The 19065-nt window shown below is 57.8% G+C and carries 16 protein-coding genes; 9 read left to right on the forward strand and 7 right to left on the reverse strand.

The window, feature by feature from the left end:
- The first annotated feature begins 66 nt into the window (after positions 1-66).
- Positions 67-957: a LysR family transcriptional regulator gene (locus tag RSK20926_RS03820; RefSeq protein WP_008204524.1), complete on the forward strand. Its 891-nt coding sequence runs from the start codon at positions 67-69 to the stop codon at positions 955-957.
- A 109-nt stretch (positions 958-1066) separates the two neighbouring features.
- Here the strand turns inward: RSK20926_RS03820 and RSK20926_RS03825 are convergent, their stop codons facing one another.
- From RSK20926_RS03825 to miaA, 7 genes are all read right to left on the reverse strand, one after another.
- Positions 1067-3154, reverse strand: coding sequence for a dipeptide ABC transporter ATP-binding protein (locus RSK20926_RS03825; RefSeq protein ID WP_037253702.1), 2088 nt, complete (start codon positions 3152-3154; stop codon positions 1067-1069).
- Between the two features lie 115 nt (positions 3155-3269).
- A complete protein-coding gene (locus RSK20926_RS03830; protein ID WP_008204526.1) occupies positions 3270-4715 on the reverse strand; it encodes an ABC transporter permease in 1446 nt (481 codons plus the stop codon).
- Positions 4716-4730: 15 nt separating this feature from the next.
- Entirely contained in the window at positions 4731-5783 is a 1053-nt protein-coding gene (locus RSK20926_RS03835) for an ABC transporter permease (RefSeq protein ID WP_037253703.1), read from the reverse strand.
- A 131-nt stretch (positions 5784-5914) separates the two neighbouring features.
- Positions 5915-7579, reverse strand: a complete 1665-nt coding sequence (locus RSK20926_RS03840) for an ABC transporter substrate-binding protein (RefSeq protein WP_008204528.1) — start codon at positions 7577-7579, stop codon at positions 5915-5917.
- Between the two features lie 312 nt (positions 7580-7891).
- Positions 7892-8461 (reverse strand): helix-turn-helix transcriptional regulator, encoded by a 570-nt coding sequence (locus tag RSK20926_RS03845; RefSeq protein ID WP_332306540.1) that lies wholly within the window; start codon positions 8459-8461, stop codon positions 7892-7894.
- 357 nt (positions 8462-8818) lie between these two features.
- Positions 8819-9235 (reverse strand): VOC family protein, encoded by a 417-nt coding sequence (locus RSK20926_RS03850; RefSeq protein ID WP_008204530.1) that lies wholly within the window; start codon positions 9233-9235, stop codon positions 8819-8821.
- Positions 9236-9407: 172 nt separating this feature from the next.
- Positions 9408-10268, reverse strand: a complete 861-nt coding sequence (gene miaA / locus RSK20926_RS03855; RefSeq protein WP_008204531.1) for a tRNA (adenosine(37)-N6)-dimethylallyltransferase MiaA — start codon at positions 10266-10268, stop codon at positions 9408-9410.
- Positions 10269-10421: 153 nt separating this feature from the next.
- Between miaA and pyrH the strand changes: the two genes are divergently transcribed.
- The 8 genes from pyrH (at position 10422) to bamA (ending at position 19065) form a co-directional block, all read left to right on the forward strand.
- Entirely contained in the window at positions 10422-11168 is a 747-nt protein-coding gene (gene pyrH, locus RSK20926_RS03860) for a UMP kinase (RefSeq protein ID WP_008204536.1), read from the forward strand.
- A 394-nt stretch (positions 11169-11562) separates the two neighbouring features.
- Complete coding sequence (frr, locus tag RSK20926_RS03865) at positions 11563-12126, forward strand: ribosome recycling factor (protein WP_037253706.1); 564 nt, start codon at positions 11563-11565, stop codon at positions 12124-12126.
- A 9-nt stretch (positions 12127-12135) separates the two neighbouring features.
- Entirely contained in the window at positions 12136-12885 is a 750-nt protein-coding gene (locus tag RSK20926_RS03870; RefSeq protein ID WP_008204538.1) for an isoprenyl transferase, read from the forward strand.
- Positions 12882-13664, forward strand: a complete 783-nt coding sequence (locus RSK20926_RS03875) for a phosphatidate cytidylyltransferase (protein WP_008204539.1) — start codon at positions 12882-12884, stop codon at positions 13662-13664. The genes RSK20926_RS03870 and RSK20926_RS03875 overlap by 4 nt, the downstream gene beginning before the upstream one ends.
- A gap of 17 nt (positions 13665-13681) precedes the next feature.
- A complete protein-coding gene (gene dxr / locus RSK20926_RS03880; protein WP_008204540.1) occupies positions 13682-14854 on the forward strand; it encodes a 1-deoxy-D-xylulose-5-phosphate reductoisomerase in 1173 nt (390 codons plus the stop codon).
- Between the two features lie 4 nt (positions 14855-14858).
- Positions 14859-16208, forward strand: a complete 1350-nt coding sequence (gene rseP / locus RSK20926_RS03885) for an RIP metalloprotease RseP (protein ID WP_008204541.1) — start codon at positions 14859-14861, stop codon at positions 16206-16208.
- Positions 16209-16405: 197 nt separating this feature from the next.
- Positions 16406-16531 carry a hypothetical protein gene (locus RSK20926_RS23315; RefSeq protein ID WP_008204542.1) on the forward strand — a complete coding sequence of 42 codons (126 nt, stop codon included), beginning with the start codon at positions 16406-16408 and terminating at the stop codon, positions 16529-16531.
- Positions 16532-16662: 131 nt separating this feature from the next.
- Positions 16663-19065 carry an outer membrane protein assembly factor BamA gene (bamA, locus tag RSK20926_RS03890; protein ID WP_037253711.1) on the forward strand — a complete coding sequence of 801 codons (2403 nt, stop codon included), beginning with the start codon at positions 16663-16665 and terminating at the stop codon, positions 19063-19065.

Genomic DNA, 19065 nt, shown 5'->3' on the forward strand with positions numbered 1-19065 from the left:
ATAGGCCGTTCAACCTCGTTCGAAAATCTGGCATAGTTAGATTTAACTGATCTATAGGATGCTATAATGATCGATGATTTGCGGCAGATTGCGATTTTTGCCAAGACGGCGGATCTAGGCTCTTTCCGCAAAGCTGCGGCGGAGCTACGGCTTTCACCGTCGGTGGTCAGCCATCACATCTCCCAATTGGAAAGCAAGCTGGGGGTGGCGCTGCTTTACCGTACGACCCGGCGCCTTTCTTTGACGGGGGAGGGCGAGCGGCTGCTGCAGGCCGGCCGCACCATGCTGGAGGCGGCGGAAAGCGGGCTGAACGCCCTGCAGCAAACAGCTGCCGAGCCGCAGGGTATGATCCGCGTCACCATTCCCTCGGTGTTGTCGCCTTCGCCGCTGGCAGAGAGGATCTCTGGCTATTGCAGGCAGTTTCCCAGGGTGGTGCTGGATCTGGAGTTCAGTGATGAGCGGCGCGATCTGATCGCGGATCACTTTGATGTCGCCATCCGCATGGGGCCTGGCCGCAAGCGTGCGGCCAACCGGCGCTCACTTTTCAGCGCCCGCAGGCTGCTGGTCGCCTCCAGCACCTATATGGCGGGCCAGGATCAAATTCTCGCCCCTAAGGATCTGGAGCGGCTGGAAGGGATCGATTTTGCCCCGGCGCGGCTGTTGAATTCACGCCTTCGCAAAGAGGGAGCAGAGGATACCTCGTTCAAGCTGAAGACGCAGATCACCGTGAATGACGCCCAGGCGCTGTATCAGCTGGCCCGGACCGGCAGCGGGGTGGCTGCGGTGCCGGAGTTTCTGGCAACAGAAGATCTGGCATCCGGGAAGATATGTCATTTGCTGCCGGATTGGGAACTCGACAGCCTGGAGGTCTTTGCAGAATGGCCGGCCAGCGCGCCCAGGGGCGGCATAGTGCGCAGCTTTGTTGACGCCTTGTCCGCGCCCTTGTCCAAGAACTGAAAGTGTCCAAGAACTGAAAGTGTCCCAGAGCTGAAAGTGTCCTGGGCCTCAAAGAAACAGCCCGGCGCGGGGCCGGGCTGCTGCAGGGTTTGAAGCCTGTTTCGGATGCCTATTCGGCGGCGATCTTGATGACTGGCGTCATACGCTCCAAGGTCGCGTCGTCGAGGTGGCATTTGATCTGGTGGCCATCTGCCAAGGTGCGCACCGGCGGCACTTCCTTCTCGCAGAGGCCTCCGCCCACTTCCGATTTCCAGCGGCAGCGGGTCTGGAAGGGGCATCCGGGGGGCGGGTTCATTGCCGACGGGATGTCGCCCTCCAGAACGATATGCTCCTTCTCGACCGAGGTATCGGCGATGGGAACCGCCGAGAGCAGCGCTTCGGTATAGGGGTGGTAGGGCGGTGAGAAGACCTGATCTGTGGTGCCCAGCTCCACCACATGGCCCAGATACATCACCATCACACGGTCCGAGAGATAGCGCACGATCGAGAGGTCATGGCTGATGAAGAGAAGCGTTGTCTTCTCCTCCCGCTGGATCTCCATCAACAGATCCGTGACCGCCGCCTGCACCGAAACATCCAGCGCCGAGACGGGTTCATCCGCGACCACGATGCGGGCACCGCCGGCAAAGGCGCGGGCGATGCCGACACGCTGTTTCTGCCCGCCCGAGAGCTGACGCGGCATGCGCTCAGCAAAGGCGCGGGGCAGTTTCACCAGGTCCAGCAACTCCAGCATCTTCTGCTTGCGGGCCTTGTCATCCTCTCCAATGCCAAAGATTTCCAGCGCCCGCATGATCTGCCGCCCCACGGTCATCGAGGGGTTCAGGGTGTCAAAGGGGTTCTGGAACACCATCTGCACATCCGAGATGGTCCTGGTGTCGCGCGCCTCGATCGGGATCTGTTCGATGTTTTGACCATCCAGCAGGATCTGGCCCTCGGTGGCGGTCTCCAGCCCCATCAACACCTTGGCAAAGGTGGATTTGCCGCAGCCGGACTCGCCCACGATGGCCAGGGTCTCGCTCTCGCGGGCCTCAAAGCTGAGGGTCTCATTGGCCTTGACCACCTTGGTCTCGCCGCCGCCAAAAAGCGCATTGGCCGCCACCTCATAATATTTCTTGAGGTTGTCCATTTTCAGGACCACCTTACCGGGCTCTGGCTTTTCTTTTTGCTCGCCGACCTGGATGGGGGCGTTCCAGTCGATTTCCTGGAACTTCAGACAGCGGGTGGCGTGCCGGTCGTTGCCGGGCACATCTTCCATCAGGATATTGCCCTGATCGCAGCGCCCGGCCTCAAAATAGTCGCAGCGCGGGCCAAAGTTGCAGCCGGGCGGGCGTTCATGGGGCAGGGGGAAGTTGCCAGGGATGGCCACCAGGGGGCGCGCATTCTTGTCGGCACCGGGCAGCGGGATCGACCGGAACAGCGCCTGCGTATAGGGGTGCTGCATCTCGTCAAAGACATCCTTGATCGAGCCGCGCTCCACCGCTTCACCGGAATACATCACGCAGAGCCGGTCACAGGTCTCCAGCACCAGGCCGAGGTTGTGACTGATAAACAGCATCGAGGTGCCGTATTTCTTGCCCAGATCCTTGACCAGCTCGACCACAGCGGCCTCGACGGTCACATCGAGTGCGGTTGTCGGCTCATCCAGGATCAGCAGCGAAGGTTTCGACATCAGCGCCATGGCGATGACGATACGCTGCTGTTGACCGCCCGAGAGCTGGTGCGGATAGGAATTCAGCATCCGCTCCGGGTCAGGCAGGCGCACATCGGTGACCACCTCCAGGGCGCGGTCATAGGCTTCTTTCTCGCCGACACCTTCGTGGATCATCGGCACTTCCATCAGCTGCTTGCCGATCTTCATCGCCGGATTGAGGCTGGCCATGGGCTCTTGGTAGATCATCGCGATCTCATTGCCACGCACATCGCGCAGCTCCTCGCGGCTCATCTCCGAGAGGTCGCGGCCCTTGAACTTGATCGAGCCGCCGACGATGCGGCCGTTTTTTCCGAGGTCCTGCATGACGCCCAGCGCCACGGTGGATTTGCCGCAGCCGCTTTCTCCGACCAGGCCCACGGCCTCACCGGGTTGCACCGCGACGGAGAAATCCATCACCGCCGGAATTTCACGAAGGCGGGTGAAGAAGGAGATCGACAGCTTGTCGATCTCAAGGATCGGGCCGTCATACTCTGCCATTTTACTCATTTGCTTGTCTCCCTGTCTGGGGAAGTCCGCACATCCAGCGGGGCTGGCGGGGACCTGTATCTTGCCGGGACGGTAGCGGGGGCGGGCGAACCAGCCCCCGGGAGGCTTTGCTGTGTTAGTCTTTCAGGCTCTCTTCCCGCAACCCGTCAGCCAGGAGGTTCAGTCCCAGAACCAGGCTCAGCAGAGCCATGGCAGGCGGAAGGGCCGGGTGCAGATAGATCGACAGGAGCTTGCGGCCCTCGTTGATGGTCGACCCCCAGTCAGGGCTTTCTGGTTCAAGGCCGAGGCCAAAGAAGCCCAAAGTGCCAAGCAGGATGGTGGTATAGCCGATGCGCAGGCAGAAATCGACGATCAGCGGACCGCGTGCATTGGGCAGAACCTCCCAGAGCATGATGTACCAGGGGCGTTCGCCGCGGGTCTGGGCGGCAGCAACATAGTCACGGGTTTTGATGTCCATGGTGAGGCCGCGCACGATCCGGAAGACCGTGGGTGAGTTCACGAAGACCACCGAAACAAAGACCACCAGCAACCCTCCGGGTAGTGGGATGAAGTCCAGGGCACGCGGAGCGATGTCGATCTTTGAGCCCTCCTCGTTGATCAACGACAGATACAGCAAGGATAGCGGCAGCAGGGTGACCAAAAGCCAGGTGAAATTCTTGCTGGGCTGGGTGCGGAAGCGTGAGTTGATCAGCACCCCAAAGAAGATCAGCGGGAAGGCAAAAAGAATGGCGGCCATATATTGTGGCAGGCCTGTCGCCACGATCTCTGGTGTCACCAAAAGGTAGAACAGCAGGATCACCGGGAAGGCCAGGATCAGGTTGGCCAGGAAGGACAAGAGTGTGTCCAAGCGTCCACCAAAGTAACCGGCAGGCAGACCTAAGGTAATACCTACCATGAAAGCAAAGATAGTCGCGACAGGGGCAATTTTCACGACTTCCCAAGCGCCCTTTACCATGCGGCTGAAGACATCGCGAGCCAGGTTGTCACCACCAAGCAGATACCACTGAAGAACGCCTTCGTCTGGATTGCGCAGCGGTGTGCCCGGAACCTTGTTTTTCATGCCTGAGACTTGGCTCAGCGGATCATGGGTGACAATCAGGTCTAAAGAACCGAAGAAACCGGTGAACACCCAGAACATCACCAGCGCAAAGCCGATCATGCCGATGGGGCTGTCAAAGAGTTTGCCATAAAGTCCAAGGCGGCGCTTGTAGCTGATCGAAACACCGAAAAGCACCACAAGGGCCACCCAGACCGGTAGGAATTGCCGGGCCATGGCGCCGATGATGCCAGCTTTGGTGTCCAGAACGATACCCAGGACCAAGTAGGCCAGAACAATGGCTGCTGTGCCGAGAAAGGCAAAGCGCAACACAAGGGCTGCCATATCTCTGGGACCGCTGGCCAGGGTGACACTGCCATCAGCAGAGGCATTGATGGCGCGGTTTTCTGGCATGACGGCACCAATCAGGAGCCAGGCGAGAACCGACAGGACCAGAATGGCCAGGGCGATCATCAGGATGGGGTTCAGGAAGGCGATACTGCCGGTCCAGCTAAGAGGATCCATGTTTCTCTCCTTCCCTTAAGACATGCGAATGCGTGGGTTGAGGTAGACATAGCCGATATCGGAAATCAGCTGGGTCACCAGAACCACAAAGACAGAAACTACTGAGATGGCGAGCAGGAGTTCGATATCGTTGTTGCCCGCAGCCTCAACCAGGATCCAGCCGAAGCCTTTGTAGTTGAACAGGGTTTCAACGATCACCACGCCATTTAGCAGCCATGGGAACTGCAGCATGATCACGGTAAAGGGCGCGATCAGTGCATTCCGCAGTGCATGTTTCAGAACGATATTGTGGAAGCTCACGCCTTTGAGGCGGGCGGTACGGATATATTGTGCGGTCATCACCTCGGTCATCGAGGCGCGGGTCATCCGGGCGATATAGCCCATGCCGTATAGGGCGATGGTCAGTACCGGCAGGAAGAAGTTCTCGAATGTGGGGTTGTCCATGGCAGAGGTCGCGGTGCCCTTGAACCATTTCAGACCTACGGTCGAAGAGGTGAAGACCGCGATGAAGATCACGCCCGAGACATATTCCGGGGTCGCCGTGGTCAGGATCGACACGGTGGAGAGGCTGCGGTCGGTGACCGAGCCCTCGCGCATGCCGGCCAGCACTCCGATGATCAGCGCCGATGGCACCATCAGCATCAAGACCCAGAACATCAGGTAACCTGTATTGCCAAGGCGTTCAGCAACAATGCTAGAGACCTCATCCTTGAAGCGGGTGGAATAGCCCCAGTCGCCTTGCAGAATACCACAGAAGCTGCGCGCCTCCGCCGCTTCGGCTTGGGTCAGCGTTCCCGTGATGCAGCGGCCGGTAACGCCATCCTCTGTTTCATGGGTCCAGCCTGGCAAAACACCCAGCCACTGGCCGTATTTCTGAATTGTTGGCTGTGCATATCCGTTGCTGTCCAGCCAGCTGGCGACAGCCTCGTCTGTCATCCGGAAGTTGCCCTGGGTTTTGGCGAGCTTTTCCAGGTTTGGATAGAGATTGGTCAGGAAGAAAACGATGAACGTCAGGCACAATGCCGTCAATATCATCACGCCGGTCCGGCGGAGGATGAACATTCCCATGGGGGCCCCTGTCTGTCTGGCATCACGGCATCTGCCGGTGCTGATTTGCGCCGGGCGGGATGCATGATTGGCTACCCGGAGCCCTGGGCAAGGCCAAGGCTCCGGGAAAGGCTATGTGGGTCAGGCAGAGATTATGCCGACCAGCCCCATTTGTAGTGGTGATGTTCAAAGGTCACATGCATATCCGCGTTGGCAACACCCTCGCGCATGTGACGGTAGAGAGACCGCCAGTAGGGCTGGATGGTGACGCCTTCCTCTTGGATCAGCATTTCCATCTTCTTCATCACCTCGCGGCGCTTGTCCGCATCCGCAATGGCCAGCGCTTCGGTCAGAAGGGAATCGAATTCCTCATTGGCCCAGCCAAACTCGTTCCAGGCCTCACCGGAGCGGTAGGCCAGGGCGTGAACCTGAACACCCAGCGGGCGCGGGTTCCAGTTGGTGGAGGAGAAGGGATATTTCGACCAGTCGTTCCAGAAGGTAGAGCCAGGCAGAACCGTGCGCTTCACCTTGAAGCCCGCGTCGCGCAGCTGTGCGGCCACGGCGTCGGTGGTGTTTTTGCGCCAGTCGTCGTCGATCGACATGATCTCATGCTCAAAGTCCAGCATGCCGGCTTCTTCCATCAGTGCCTTTGCGGCTGCAGGGTCGTATTTCTGCGGCGGCAGTTCGGCATATTCCGGATGGATCGGGCCAACATGGTGGTTTTCAGCGGCCTGACCGCGGCTGCCATAGCCGAGTTCGAGGCAGACATTGTTGTCGACTGCCATCTGGATCGCCTGACGCACACGCTTATCCGCATAGGGACGCTTGCCGTCGACTTCTGCCAGCTGGTTAGGACGCACCACGATGGTTGCCATGGTGACAACTTCGGATTTGTTATAGCCAAGACCATCCATCACGTCGATGAATTCGCCAACAGACTCATAGAGCATGTCTACTTCGTCGGATTCCAGCGCCGCCAGCCAGGAGGAGGGGTCGGTGCCGAAATCGATGTATTCAATGCGGTCCAGTGCAGGCGCGCCATATACCGCATCCCCCCACCAGCTGTGGTTGGGTGCACGTTCCAGAACGGCTTTCACGCCGACTTCCAAGGTGCTCAGCACATAGGGGCCGGTGCCAACATTGGCGAGGAAATCATCGGTCTGGAAGGTGGAATGCACAATCGCCGCCGGGTAGTCGGCCATGCCAGCGATCAGCGAGATATCCGGGCCTGGCAGGTTCAATTTGACGGTATGGCTGTCCACCACCTCGATGGCGCCGGCGGCGGCCTGGTTGGTCTCAGCATCAATCAGCGTGCCCATGCGGCCTGCCATCGAGTTGCCTTCGACGGCCTTGTCGCACCAGCGTGCGATATTTCGGGCCACGTCATCGGCGGTAAAGTCGTCGCCGTTGTTCCACTTGACGCCCTTGCGCACATTCAGCGTGTAGACGGTGGCGTCTTCATTGACTTCCCAGCCTTCCAACAGCATGCCGCGGATGGAGCCGTCGTTGTTGTATTCAACCAGATATTCCTGGGTCCCGCGGGTCTGGTTCGCCATCTGCGACCAGTCAAAGGTGCGGGGATCTTTGAGGGGGCGCACTTCCATCTGCACGCGCAGGGTGCCGCCCTGTTTCATTTCTGTGGCAGCTTCTGCTGGGGCAGCAAGGCCGATGAGCCCATAGGCCGCAGCGGCTGAAATGCCAAGGCTGGTTGCACGGGCCAGGAACTCCCGCCGGTCCAACTTGCCGTCCAGAACTTCTTGTGCGTGCATCTTTGCTGCCCAATGGGCATCAGCTCCAGTTGTGGTGATCTTGGTCATTCGGGTCTCCCTGTTTCGCACCTTGGGGTTCTTGCCCCATATCGCGCATAGCTTATGTTCCCTAGGCACTTGCCTTGGGTTTTGCCTTATTCGGCTTTTTGCCGTGACGCCTGATCATTCGGCCCTAGTTCCGGCCTCAGGTCAATGCACAGAATCGGCAGCAGAGTGGAAAATTGCGACATTTTTTGCGTCGTATTTAAACTTGGCCGGGGTTGCGGCGGTTGGGACTGGGCAGAAGTGCCCAGTTCTTGTGCCGCTCTGCGGTCACTTTTACCCATAACTCCCGAACAGAGAATCACCAGGATTTCAGGGCTATTTTCTGCGCGCATTGCGCGCGGATTTGCGGAGTGCGCTGGGGGTCTGCCCGGTGTGTTGCGAGATAAAGCGCGTGAAATAGGCCGGGCTCCCAAACCCCAAGGTTTCCGCGATTTCCTGCATAGAGCGTTCGCTGGAAATCAACAGCTCACGGGCCGCATGCAACTGGCGCTCGGTCAGCAGGGTGGCTGCGGTCTTCCCGGTTTCCGCCTTGCAGACGCGGGTCAGATGCGTGGGCGTCACATTCAAAGCGGCGGCATGGTCAGCCATGGTCGCACGCGATGAGTAATGCCGGGAGATCCTCTCGCAATAGGCCAAGGACAGGCGACGGGCCGCACTAGGACGGGGCGGCGGAAGCGGGCCTGACGGGGGCAGGCGGCGCAGCTGGATGCTGATCAGTTCACTATAGGATTGCAGGGCTCGTCGCCACAAAGCGGGATGTCCGCTCTGCTCCAGAACCATGGACTCCAGCAGAGAGTTCAGGCGCGCCTGTTCTCTGGTGTCGGTGATCTTGAGGTGGAGAGGCGTATCCGGCATGGCCACAGGGGAGGTGATCGGGACCGTCATGACTTGCCCCAGACATTGACGCCCCAGCTCTATCGACCACAGTTTGCACGCGGGAAACAGCATCGCGCTGTGCGGGCCAAAACCTCTTGTATGGCCATTCATCAGAAACCGCCCCTGTCCGCGTGTGATCCAAATCAGAACGTGGTCGCTACGGTCATGGGCAAGTTCAACCTGCCATGCCCCATCCGGTGCCAATCTTGAGAGAGGCAGAACTTGTATTTCCTCATTTACGGAGGGGTCAAAAGGCATAAGCACTTAATATTATGGAACACAGATCGCTAGCAGGCCACGAAATGCCGATTCTGGCAAGCTCTGCAAAAAGATGTACTGGAAATGCAATTTTAGCCTGTCTTCTTCTTAACCATCCCGCCCCGGTTCAGTTGGGTCAGAGGAAAACAAGGCAATCTTGTTGCCCTGGGGATCGCGCAGGTAGCAAACATAGAAATGTGCGCCGTAAGAGGCGCGAAAACCCGGTTGCCCTTCGTCCGTTCCCCCGGCTGCCAGGGCAGCAGCATAGAGGCTGCGCACCTGTTTTTGACTACGGGCCTCAAAGGCCACCATGGACCCATTCCCAGCCGTGGCTGGCTGCCCATCAAAGGTCGGCTTGATATAGAAATCCGGATGGATGGGGATCTGACCTGCTTCCAGGGGGAGGGCAAAGCTCAGCCCCTCGGGCCCTTCTGTTAAGGTATAGCCGAGAGCGGGCAAGAAAGCGGTGTAGAACTGCTTTGCTCGGGAAATGTCATCTGCACCAAAGGTGATATAGGCAATCATGGTGTCAGCCCCTTTCGAATACACGGCCCGTGCGCGGATAGACTGGCCCCTAGTAGGTACCTTGTCCGGAGATGATCGGTATCGGCAATATGAAAAATCTTCTTTGGGTATCCTATTCAGGTGGGCAGTTTCCTGGGTGAAGCCAGCACTTCAATACGTGCAAACGGGTGTTTCAGTCGCGCTCTATCCAATGCCAGTTCTGCATGCGAGAGCGGAACCAACTGCGCTGCCGTTTTGCATAGCGTCGAGTGGAGATTGCCGCACGTTCCCGCGCTTCATCCAGAGTGGCCTGGCCTGTGGCGTAGTCCATCAGTTCCGGTACGCCGATGGCTTTGCAAGACGGAAGAGCGGGGTCATAGCGATCACGCATTGCCTCAACCTCTTCCAGCGCGCCCTGTTCCAGCATCTGATCAAACCGCCGTCTTATGCGGGGTTCCAGCCATTCCTTGGGGCTCTGCATCACCAGGGGGGTGCAATCCGCAAGCGACAACAGGGGCGGCGGGGTTTCCGCTTGCCATTCGATCAAGGGCCGCCCGGTCTGGTGCAGAACCTCCCAGGCCCGTTGCACCCGCGCACGATTATTGAGGTCGATCTGGGCAGCAGTTGCCGCGTCCAAATCCTGGATCAGCGATTCCAGAGACAGCAAATCTCCTTTTGCCCTCACTTCCGGCGCGGTAAGGGGGATTTCTGCCAGACCCTCAGTAAGGGCAGAGAAGTAGAGCCCGGTGCCGCCCACAATGATCAGGCGTTCGCCCGTTGCAAGCAGCGCCTCCACCTCGCGCAGCCAATGGCCAGCGGAGTACAGCGCATCAAAATCAAGATGCCCATAAAGGTGATGCGGGCATTGCGACTCTTCCTCGGCACTGGGGCGGGCGGTGACCACACGCCAGCAGTTATAGACCTGGCTGGCATCGGCATTGACGATCACCCCGCCTTGTCTGCGGGCAATGTCCAGGGCGAGGGAGGACTTACCAGAAGCGGTTGGTCCTGCCAGCAACACATGCCGATCGTTGTCTATTTTTTGCAGATCCATCTTAGACTTACCCCAGGGCCGCATTCCGGCTGTTTCGCCCAGTATCAAATTCCTGCCAGAAAAGCGCGGAAAACTCTCGCGCCGCATTGATACTTTCTGCGTTTTGCTCCATTTTGCCGCGCAAATTAACCTCCTCATTCCCCGGAGCGCAACATGCCCCTTGATCTCGAAACGCCGGACGCCAAGCCGGACGCTACCTATAACCGTGTCATGCTGAAAATTTCAGGTGAGGCCCTGATGGGGGATCAAGGCTTTGGCCTGCACCCGCCCACCGTTCAGCGCATCGCCAAAGAGGTGAAGACCGTGCATGACATGGGGGTCGAGATCTGCATGGTGATTGGTGGCGGCAATATCTTCCGCGGGCTCTCCGGCTCTGCCCAGGGGATGGAGCGCACAACCGCAGACTACATGGGGATGCTGGCAACTGTCATGAACGCCCTGGCGATGCAAAGCGCGCTGGAAGAGCTTGGCGTCTTTACCCGGGTGATCTCGGCCATTCCGATGGATCAGGTCTGTGAACCCTATATTCGCCGCCGCGCGGTGCGCCACCTGGAGAAAAAGCGGGTCTGCATTTTTGCCGCCGGCACCGGCAACCCCTATTTCACCACCGACACAGCCGCGACCCTGCGCGCCAATGAGATGAGCTGCGAAGCCATCTTTAAGGGCACCAAGGTTGATGGTGTTTATGACAAGGATCCGGTGAAATTCGACGACGCCAAACGCTATGACACCGTCAGCTTTGACGATGTTTTGGCCAAACGCCTGGGCGTCATGGATGCATCTGCCATTGCGTTGGCGCGGGACAACAACCTGCCGATCATTGTCTTCTCTCTGGATGAACCTGGTGGTTTCCGGGGGATCCTCGCAGGTGAGGGCACCTATACCAAGGTTCAGGGCTAAATGGCAAAGATGGGCTGAGAAAATTCTGACCGTCGCATATCTGTCATCAGGGCGCGCTATAGGACTACCAGCACGCGCTTTTGAGAGAACAGTCATTCGACTGGCGTTGGTCAATTTTAGGCCTTCAGTGCTTTGGCCATAGTTTAAGCCTTCCCCATTTCTGCGCGCGACATGCCCGGTGTCGCGCGCAATTTCGTTTTCAGACCGGTCTCACGATGCACTCCCTGTTTCACTGCTTGGGATAGCTTTTCCGCTGATCTTGTGTTTTTGATCGGTTCGCCTTGCTTTCAATGCCGCCTTTCTTTGCCCGCAAACCCTGTCATGATCGCTATACATTGGCGCGCCAATGGCTTATGAGCATTGCAAAGACCGCCTCAGACCAGGGGAGAGCAGAATGTCTGACGATTTCGAACTAGATACCGATGATCTCAAGCGCCGGATGGAAGGCGCTATGGCGAATCTGAAAACAGAATTCGCCTCTTTGCGCACCGGCCGTGCCTCGGGCTCCATGCTGGAGCCAGTTATGGTTGACGCCTATGGCTCGATGACGCCGATCAACCAGGTTGGCACCGTCAATGTACCAGAGCCTCGCATGGTAACCATCAATGTGTGGGACAAGGGCCTGGTTGGCAAAGTGGAAAAAGCTATTCGCGAAAGTGGCCTGGGTATCAACCCGCAGCTAAATGGCACCATCATCATGCTGCCGATCCCGGAGCTGAACGAAGAGCGCCGCCGTGAGCTGGGCAAGGTTGCGGGCCAATATGCCGAACACGCCCGTGTTTCGATCCGCAACGTGCGCCGCGACGGCATGGACCAGATCAAAAAGGCCAAGGCTGATGGGATGTCGGAAGACGACCAGAAATTTTGGGAAGCCGAGGTGCAGGAGCTGACGGATGCTTCGATCAAACTGGTGGATACGGCGCTAGAGACGAAACAAGCTGAAATCATGCAGGTCTGATACGCTCTGATGTCCTGCAAGACCGACACTGTTTCTGATGCGGGCGGGGCAACGCGCTGCGGCCCGCATCATGTAGCGATTATCATGGATGGCAATGGACGCTGGGCGCAATCGCGCGGGCGTCCCCGGCTTTTTGGCCATCATGCTGGTGCCCGCCGCGTGCGCGAAGTTGTGGAATGCTGCCCGGAACTGGGCGTGAAATACCTGACCATTTTTGCCTTCTCGACAGAGAACTGGAAGCGCACCCAGGTTGAAGTGGCAGGCCTGATGAGCCTGTTCCGACGCTATATTTCCAAGGAAATGAAAGCGCTGGCCGCGCGCAACGTGCGTGTGCGTTTCATCGGTGACCGGGTACGGCTGGATGCCAAACTGGTCAAGCTGATGGATCAGCTGGAAGAAGAAACGCAGGAAAATGACGGCACCCATCTGACCATTGCCTTGAACTATGGCGGTCGGGATGAGGTGGCGCGCGCGACCAAGCGTTTGGCGCAGGATGTGGCCGCAGGCAAGTTGGACCCAGAAAAAGTGGATCAGGAAACTCTTCCGCGTTATCTGGATACCCATGTTCTGCCCGATCCCGATCTGGTCATTCGCACCAGTGGAGAGGCCCGGATTTCCAATTTTCTGCTCTGGCAATCCGCCTATGCGGAATATGAGTTTATCGATACGCTCTGGCCCGATTTCACATCAGAGGAAATGGGGCGTCTGTGCCGGAGCTACGGAAGCCGTGATCGCCGCTTTGGAGGGGTGAAAACATGATGCCAGCCAAATCAGGTCGATGGGCCGACCTGCGCCCCAGATTGATTTCGGCACTGGTGATGATTGTCGTGGCGTTGTTAGCGATCTGGGCAGGCGGTATGGTCTTTGCACTTGTGATTGCGCTGTGTTGCGGCGGCATGTTGTGGGAGCTGACCCAGATGTTGGCCCCGCGCCGGGAAGAGACTTCACTGGCAATAGGGGCCGTAGGCGTTGGCTCGGTGCTTGTTGCCGCATTGCTCCCGGCCATTTTGGCGTTTGTTGTGCTCTTGGCGCCAGTGGCGCTGGCCTGGAAACTGATTCCAGTTGAGGCGCGCAAGCGGTTCGTGCTCTTTTCGCTTTGGATCATGCTGGCGGGATATGCCTTTGTCTGGATGCGCTGTGAGCTGGGTCCGATCTGGCTGCTTTGGCTGGCAATCGTTGTGGTTCTGACTGATGTGGCAGGCTATTTCGCGGGCAAGATCTTCGGCGGGCCAAAATTCTGGCCCCGTATCAGCCCCAAGAAAACCTGGTCCGGAACCTCTGCCGGTTGGGTTGCCGCAGCGCTTGTCGGGGCGGGTTTTGCCGCTGAGTTTCATCTGGGCTTTGGCTTTGTCCTCGCCTCGGTGCTGATCTCCATGGCCAGCCAGGCAGGAGATGTCGCTGAAAGCGCTCTGAAACGCCAGACCGGTGTGAAAGACTCCAGTGCGCTGATCCCCGGACATGGCGGCTTGCTGGATCGCTTTGACGGCATGCTGGGTGCGGCTGCGATGTTCCTCTTGCTTTTTGTCATCCTGGGATAGCCTGAAAGGGCAGAACCATGCGCAAAGTCACCATCTTCGGGGCCACTGGTTCCATTGGGCAAAGCACCATTGACCTGATCCGGAGATCTCCGGGCACCTATGATGTTGTTGCACTGACCGGCGGGCGCAATATTGCCCGTCTTGCGGAAGACGCCATTGCCCTAAAGGCGGATCTGGCGGTGACCGCCCATGAGGAGCTTTTGCAGCCTCTGCGCGAAGCATTGCAAGGATCTGGTGTTGAGGCTGCGGCGGGGCAGGGCGCTCTGCTGGAAGCAGCCACGCGACCTGCGGATTGGATCATGTCTGCCATTGTGGGTGCTGCAGGTCTGGCGCCTGGGCTAAAGGCACTGGAGCAGGGCACAACTCTGGCCCTGGCCAATAAGGAATCTCTGGTCTGCGCCGGGAAACTGCTGCTTGCGACAGCGAAACAGCATGGTGCGCGGCTGCTGCCGGTCGACAGTGAGCATTCCGCTGTATTCCAAGGCCTTGTAGGCGAGGACATGGATGCGGTTGAGCGGATCATTATCACCGCCTCCGGTGGCGCCTTTCGGGATTGGCCCATTGGGGATCTGCCCAATGCCACCCTGGCACAGGCCTCTTCGCACCCCAACTGGGATATGGGGCAGCGGATCACAATCGACAGCGCTTCGATGTTCAACAAGGCGCTGGAAGTTATTGAAACTCGTGAATACTTCCAAGTCGAACCGGATCAGATAGAGGTGCTGGTGCACCCGGAATCCATGGTTCATGCCCTGGTGGGGTTTCGCGATGGGGCCTTGATGGCGCATCTTGGCGCGCCTGATATGCGCCATGCCATCGGCTATGCCCTGCACTGGCCGGAACGTCGGGACCTTCCGGTGGCGCGATTGGATCTGACACAGGTTGGCCAGCTGAATTTCCGCACCCCAGATGCGGCGCGCTACCCTGCGCTCCATCAGGCTTATGCGGTGATGGAGCGGGGCGGCTTGATGGGTGCGGCGTTCAACGCCGCCAAGGAACGTGCGCTGGATCATTTCATCTCGGGCCATATCCGCTTTACCGATATGGCAGAGGTAACCGCCAAGGTTCTGGACAGGATCGAGGCGCAAAGCGGCCTTATTGATTCCGCAATGACCCTTGATAACGTGAGCAAGATTGACCATCTGTCGCGACAGGCTGCGGATGTGGCAGTAGCCGAAGACAAAAGGTAAAAACGTGGACCTCTTCTCCCTTATTCCGCAGTTTGGCGGCTTTCTATATATTGTCGCCAGCTTTGTGATTGCGCTTTCGGTGATTGTCGCGGTGCATGAATATGGCCACTATATCGTCGGGCGCTGGTCCGGCATCCACGCAGAGGTCTTCTCTTTGGGATTTGGACCGGTGCTGTGGAGCCGCATTGATAAACACGGCACCCAGTGGCAAGTGGCGCTTTTGCCCTTTGGTGGCTATGTCAAATTCTTAGGCGATGCCAATGCGGCCTCTGGCAAGGATATGGATGCCATGTCCTTTGCAGAAGCCGACCCGGTCCATCTGCGCCGAACCATGCATGGGGCCCCGCTTTGGGCACGGGCTGCGACCGTCGCGGCGGGCCCTGTGTTCAACTTTGTCATGTCGGCCTTGGTCTTTGCGGCGCTGGCTTTTGCCTATGGGAAGGCGCGTGATCCGCTGACCGTGGGGACGCTCGTTGAGTTGCCGGTGATGCAGGAAGGCCTGCAAAGCGGTGATGTTCTGCTAGAGGTCGAAGGCCAGGCTCTGCCTGCTTTTGATGATCGGCAGGGATGGAGTGCATGGCAGGAAACACTGCCGGTGAAACCCAGCCTTGATTATCTGGTGGAACGAGACGGGCAGAGCCTTTTGGTTGCTGGCCCCTATTTCTCACCTCCGTTTGTTCAGGGGGTTGTTCCGCGCAGTGCCGCCTCTGACGCTGGTTTGCAGGGCGGGGACGTGATCACCGCTGTCGATGGTGAGGCGATCTTTGCTTTTGATCAGTTGAAAACAAAGGTTGAAGCCGCTGAAGGTGCGGTTCTGGCACTGACAGTTTGGCGGCAGGGACAAAGCCTGGAGTTGAATCTGCAGCCGCGCCGCACCGATGAACCCCAGGCAGAGGGTGGATTTGCCACCCGTTGGCGCATTGGCGTTATTGGGGGGCGTGCCTTTGAGGCGGCGACAGAGACGGCGGGCTTGGGAGAATCGCTGCTGTCTGGAACAGGGCAGGTCTGGTCCGTCATCGAAACTTCGATTTCCGGACTTGCACATATTATCACCGGGGCAATCAGCACCTGTAACCTGTCCGGTCCCATCGGGATTGCCGAAACCTCTGGCGCCATGGCCAGCCAGGGCGCAGAGAGTTTCATCCGCTTTATCGCGGTGCTTTCCACCGCGGTTGGTCTGCTGAACCTCTTCCCTGTGCCTGCTTTGGATGGCGGTCATCTGGTCTTTTACGCCTATGAGGCGGTTGCCGGGCGCCCACCCAGCGATGGTGTGATCAAAGTCCTGATGTCCCTGGGCATTACCATCATCTTGTCCCTGATGGTCTTTGCTCTGGCAAACGACCTGTTCTGCTAAAGAGCAGGTCCCATCGTTGATTTGACACCTTTGCCGGTTCTTGATTGATCGCTGACAAGGGTGCGCAAGCTGAGGGGGCCGGGCGTCAAACTCTGGCCACATTCCCCAGGTAAGGATTGAGTAATCAATTCGTCCAATGCTGTACCGCCGTAAATTCTGCCTTGGTGGCGCAGTGTTCATCTGGGGATACCTCTGCCATGAATGCTTCAGCACAATCCGAGCGGGGCCTTGCGCTTCTGATGCTTCTGAACTGGGATCGCGCCCTGTCGTGCCTTGCGATCTTTCTGTCGCTGGTTGTCGGAGCCTGGATTTTGCCTGTTTAACCCGTTGTCGAATTGAAACAATTCAAAGCGGCTTTTGCGGGTTCCTGCCCGTCCGCGTCTTCTTGGTTTTGACAACGGCCCTCAAACCCGATACCCACATCTCAAAGCTGCTATAAATCGGGTAAAGAACGATGTTTTGGGGGAAGAACGCGGGCATATCCTGCGGTGGGCGCTCTAAACGTGCCAATATTTTGTATCGTGGGGTGTCAATTTCGGCATTGACCTTGGCTCTTGGTTTGGCGCTTGCGCCACATCAGGCAGAGGCGCAGAGCTACCGTTTCGGCAATGTAAAGGTCGAGGGGAATCAGCGCATTCAATCCTCGACTATTGTTGCCTATACCGGCATCAAGCGTGGGACAGCCGTTAGTGCCGGGCAATTGAATGATGCCTATCAGGCCATTCTCGCCAGCGGTGTTTTCGAAAGCGTTGAATTGGTGCCACGCGGCGGAACCTTGGTGATCAAGGTCACCGAATTCCCAACCATCAACCGGATTAACTTCGAGGGAAATCGTCGAATCAAGGACGATGTTCTGGAAGGGATCATCGAATCCTCGCCTCGCCGGGTCTTCAACCCGGAAGTGGCAGAGCGGGACGCTGCTGCCATTGCAGAGCTTTACGGTGTGCGCGGGCGCTTGGCCTCCAGTGTGACGCCTCGTATCATCCGCCGCAGCGATAATCGCGTGGATCTGGTCTTTGAGATTGGTGAAGGCGATACCATCGAGGTGGAGCGCGTCTCTTTCCTTGGAAACCAGGTCTACTCTGACCGCAGGCTTCGCCGCGTTCTTGAAACCAAACAAGCGGGCCTCCTGCGGACCTTTATCAACAAGGATACCCTTGTTGAGGATCGGATCGAGTTCGACAAACAAGTCCTGCGCGATTTCTACCTGTCACGCGGCTATGTCGACTTCCGGGTGAACAGCTCAAACGCTGAAGTCACACGTGAGCGCGATGCGGTGTTTCTGGTGCTAGATGTGACAGAGGGTCAGCAATTCCGCTTTGGCGAGATTTCGGTCACAAGCAGCGTTTCAGCGGCGGATGCGGAAGAGTTTTTCGCGGCGCTCAAGATCAAGCCTGGTGTTGTTTACTCTCCAAGCCTGGTTGAAAGCTCAATTGAACGGCTGGAAACTCTGGCGATCCAGAAAGGGGTCGATTTTCTTCGTGTGGAGCCTCGTGTTACGCGCAACGACAGAGACCTGACACTGGATCTGGAGTTTGTGCTTAGCAAAGGTCCCCGCGTCTTTGTGGAACGCATTGATATTGAGGGGAATACCACAACCCTTGATCGTGTGATCCGTCAGAAATTCCGCACTGTTGAAGGGGATCCCTTCAACCCCCGTGAAATTCGGCGCACAGCCGAGCGTATTCGTGCTTTGGGATTCTTTGCTGAGGCAGATGTCGATGTTCGTGAGGGGAGCAGCCCGGAGCACGTTGTGATCGATGTTGATGTCGAAGAACAGCCAACGGGTTCCCTGAACCTTGGCGGCAGCTACTCCGTCAACGATGGGTTCGGCATTGCCGTTGGCGTGACAGAGAACAACTTTCTCGGACGGGGTCAGCGTTTGGCCTTCTCGATCTCTACAGCATCAGATTCGGAAGAATATCGCTTAGGCTTTTCCGAACCCCATCTTTTAGGGCGCGATATACGCTTTGATCTGGACTTGGGCCTTTCCGAAACAGATTCAAGTTTCTCTCAGTACGACACTAGCCGCATTTTCTTTCAGCCCGCGGTGACCTTCAACACCAGTGAGAACAGTTCTTTAACTCTACGCTACGGCTGGGAGACAGACGAGATGATCCGCCGCGCGGATGTGACGTCGGGTGGCGTTACCTATCCTGTTGCAGGTCCTGTTATCCGGAGTGAGATTGCGCAGGGAGAAGAAAGCACTAGTAAAATCGGCTTTACCTATACCTTCGACAGTCGTTTGACAGGGCTCGATCCCAACGCTGGGTTCCTGGTGGAACTCGGGGCAGATTATGCCGGCATTGGAGGGGATAACGAATACCTGCGAACGACGTCCAAGATTGTAGCCCAGAAAAGGATCTGGAACGAAGAGGTTACGCTTCGCGCAACTTTTGAAGCAGGTGCTTTGCACTGGATGGGCAATGACACCAGCCGCTCCATTGACCGTTTTGTTCTGTCCCCCGCCATCATGCGTGGTTTTGAACCCGGAGGGATCGGGCCGCGAGATCAGGCCCCGCGTGCAGATGGGGCAAATTACAACGATTTCCTGGGCGGTAACTTCTATGCGGTTGCTCGTTTTGATGCTGAGTTCCCGCTGGGTTTGCCAGAGGAACTGGGCGTCCGAGGCGGTCTTTTCTATGATGTTGGTAACCTCTGGGGACTGCAGGACTCTGACGCTTCCGCGAGCGGATCCGTAGTTGGCCGCAATGGATCCTTCCGTCATGCAGTTGGGTTTTCCGTCCTCTGGACCACTGGGTTTGGACCTTTGCGGTTCAACTTCTCCAGGGCGCTCAAGAAAGAGGACTTTGACCAGGAGCAAAACTTCGACCTGACCCTGCAGGCGCGGTTCTGA

The sequence above is a fragment of the Roseobacter sp. SK209-2-6 genome (assembly GCF_000169455.1).
Lineage (GTDB): Bacteria > Pseudomonadota > Alphaproteobacteria > Rhodobacterales > Rhodobacteraceae > Pseudophaeobacter.

What these genes read in the sequence shown, in the direction of transcription:
- frr (WP_037253706.1), top strand. Translation starts at nt 11,563, where the DNA reads ATGTCTGACGATTTCGAACTAGATACCGATGATCTCAAGCGCCGGATG.
- pyrH (WP_008204536.1), top strand. Translation starts at nt 10,422, where the DNA reads ATGCCCCTTGATCTCGAAACGCCGGACGCCAAGCCGGACGCTACCTAT.
- RSK20926_RS03845 (WP_332306540.1), bottom strand. Translation starts at nt 8,461, where the DNA reads ATGACGGTCCCGATCACCTCCCCTGTGGCCATGCCGGATACGCCTCTC.
- RSK20926_RS23315 (WP_008204542.1), top strand. Translation starts at nt 16,406, where the DNA reads ATGAATGCTTCAGCACAATCCGAGCGGGGCCTTGCGCTTCTGATGCTT.
- RSK20926_RS03875 (WP_008204539.1), top strand. Translation starts at nt 12,882, where the DNA reads ATGATGCCAGCCAAATCAGGTCGATGGGCCGACCTGCGCCCCAGATTG.
- miaA (WP_008204531.1), bottom strand. Translation starts at nt 10,268, where the DNA reads ATGGATCTGCAAAAAATAGACAACGATCGGCATGTGTTGCTGGCAGGA.
- RSK20926_RS03870 (WP_008204538.1), top strand. Translation starts at nt 12,136, where the DNA reads ATGTCCTGCAAGACCGACACTGTTTCTGATGCGGGCGGGGCAACGCGC.
- bamA (WP_037253711.1), top strand. Translation starts at nt 16,663, where the DNA reads ATGTTTTGGGGGAAGAACGCGGGCATATCCTGCGGTGGGCGCTCTAAA.
- RSK20926_RS03850 (WP_008204530.1), bottom strand. Translation starts at nt 9,235, where the DNA reads ATGATTGCCTATATCACCTTTGGTGCAGATGACATTTCCCGAGCAAAG.
- dxr (WP_008204540.1), top strand. Translation starts at nt 13,682, where the DNA reads ATGCGCAAAGTCACCATCTTCGGGGCCACTGGTTCCATTGGGCAAAGC.
- RSK20926_RS03825 (WP_037253702.1), bottom strand. Translation starts at nt 3,154, where the DNA reads ATGAGTAAAATGGCAGAGTATGACGGCCCGATCCTTGAGATCGACAAG.
- RSK20926_RS03830 (WP_008204526.1), bottom strand. Translation starts at nt 4,715, where the DNA reads ATGGATCCTCTTAGCTGGACCGGCAGTATCGCCTTCCTGAACCCCATC.
- RSK20926_RS03835 (WP_037253703.1), bottom strand. Translation starts at nt 5,783, where the DNA reads ATGGGAATGTTCATCCTCCGCCGGACCGGCGTGATGATATTGACGGCA.
- RSK20926_RS03840 (WP_008204528.1), bottom strand. Translation starts at nt 7,579, where the DNA reads ATGACCAAGATCACCACAACTGGAGCTGATGCCCATTGGGCAGCAAAG.
- RSK20926_RS03820 (WP_008204524.1), top strand. Translation starts at nt 67, where the DNA reads ATGATCGATGATTTGCGGCAGATTGCGATTTTTGCCAAGACGGCGGAT.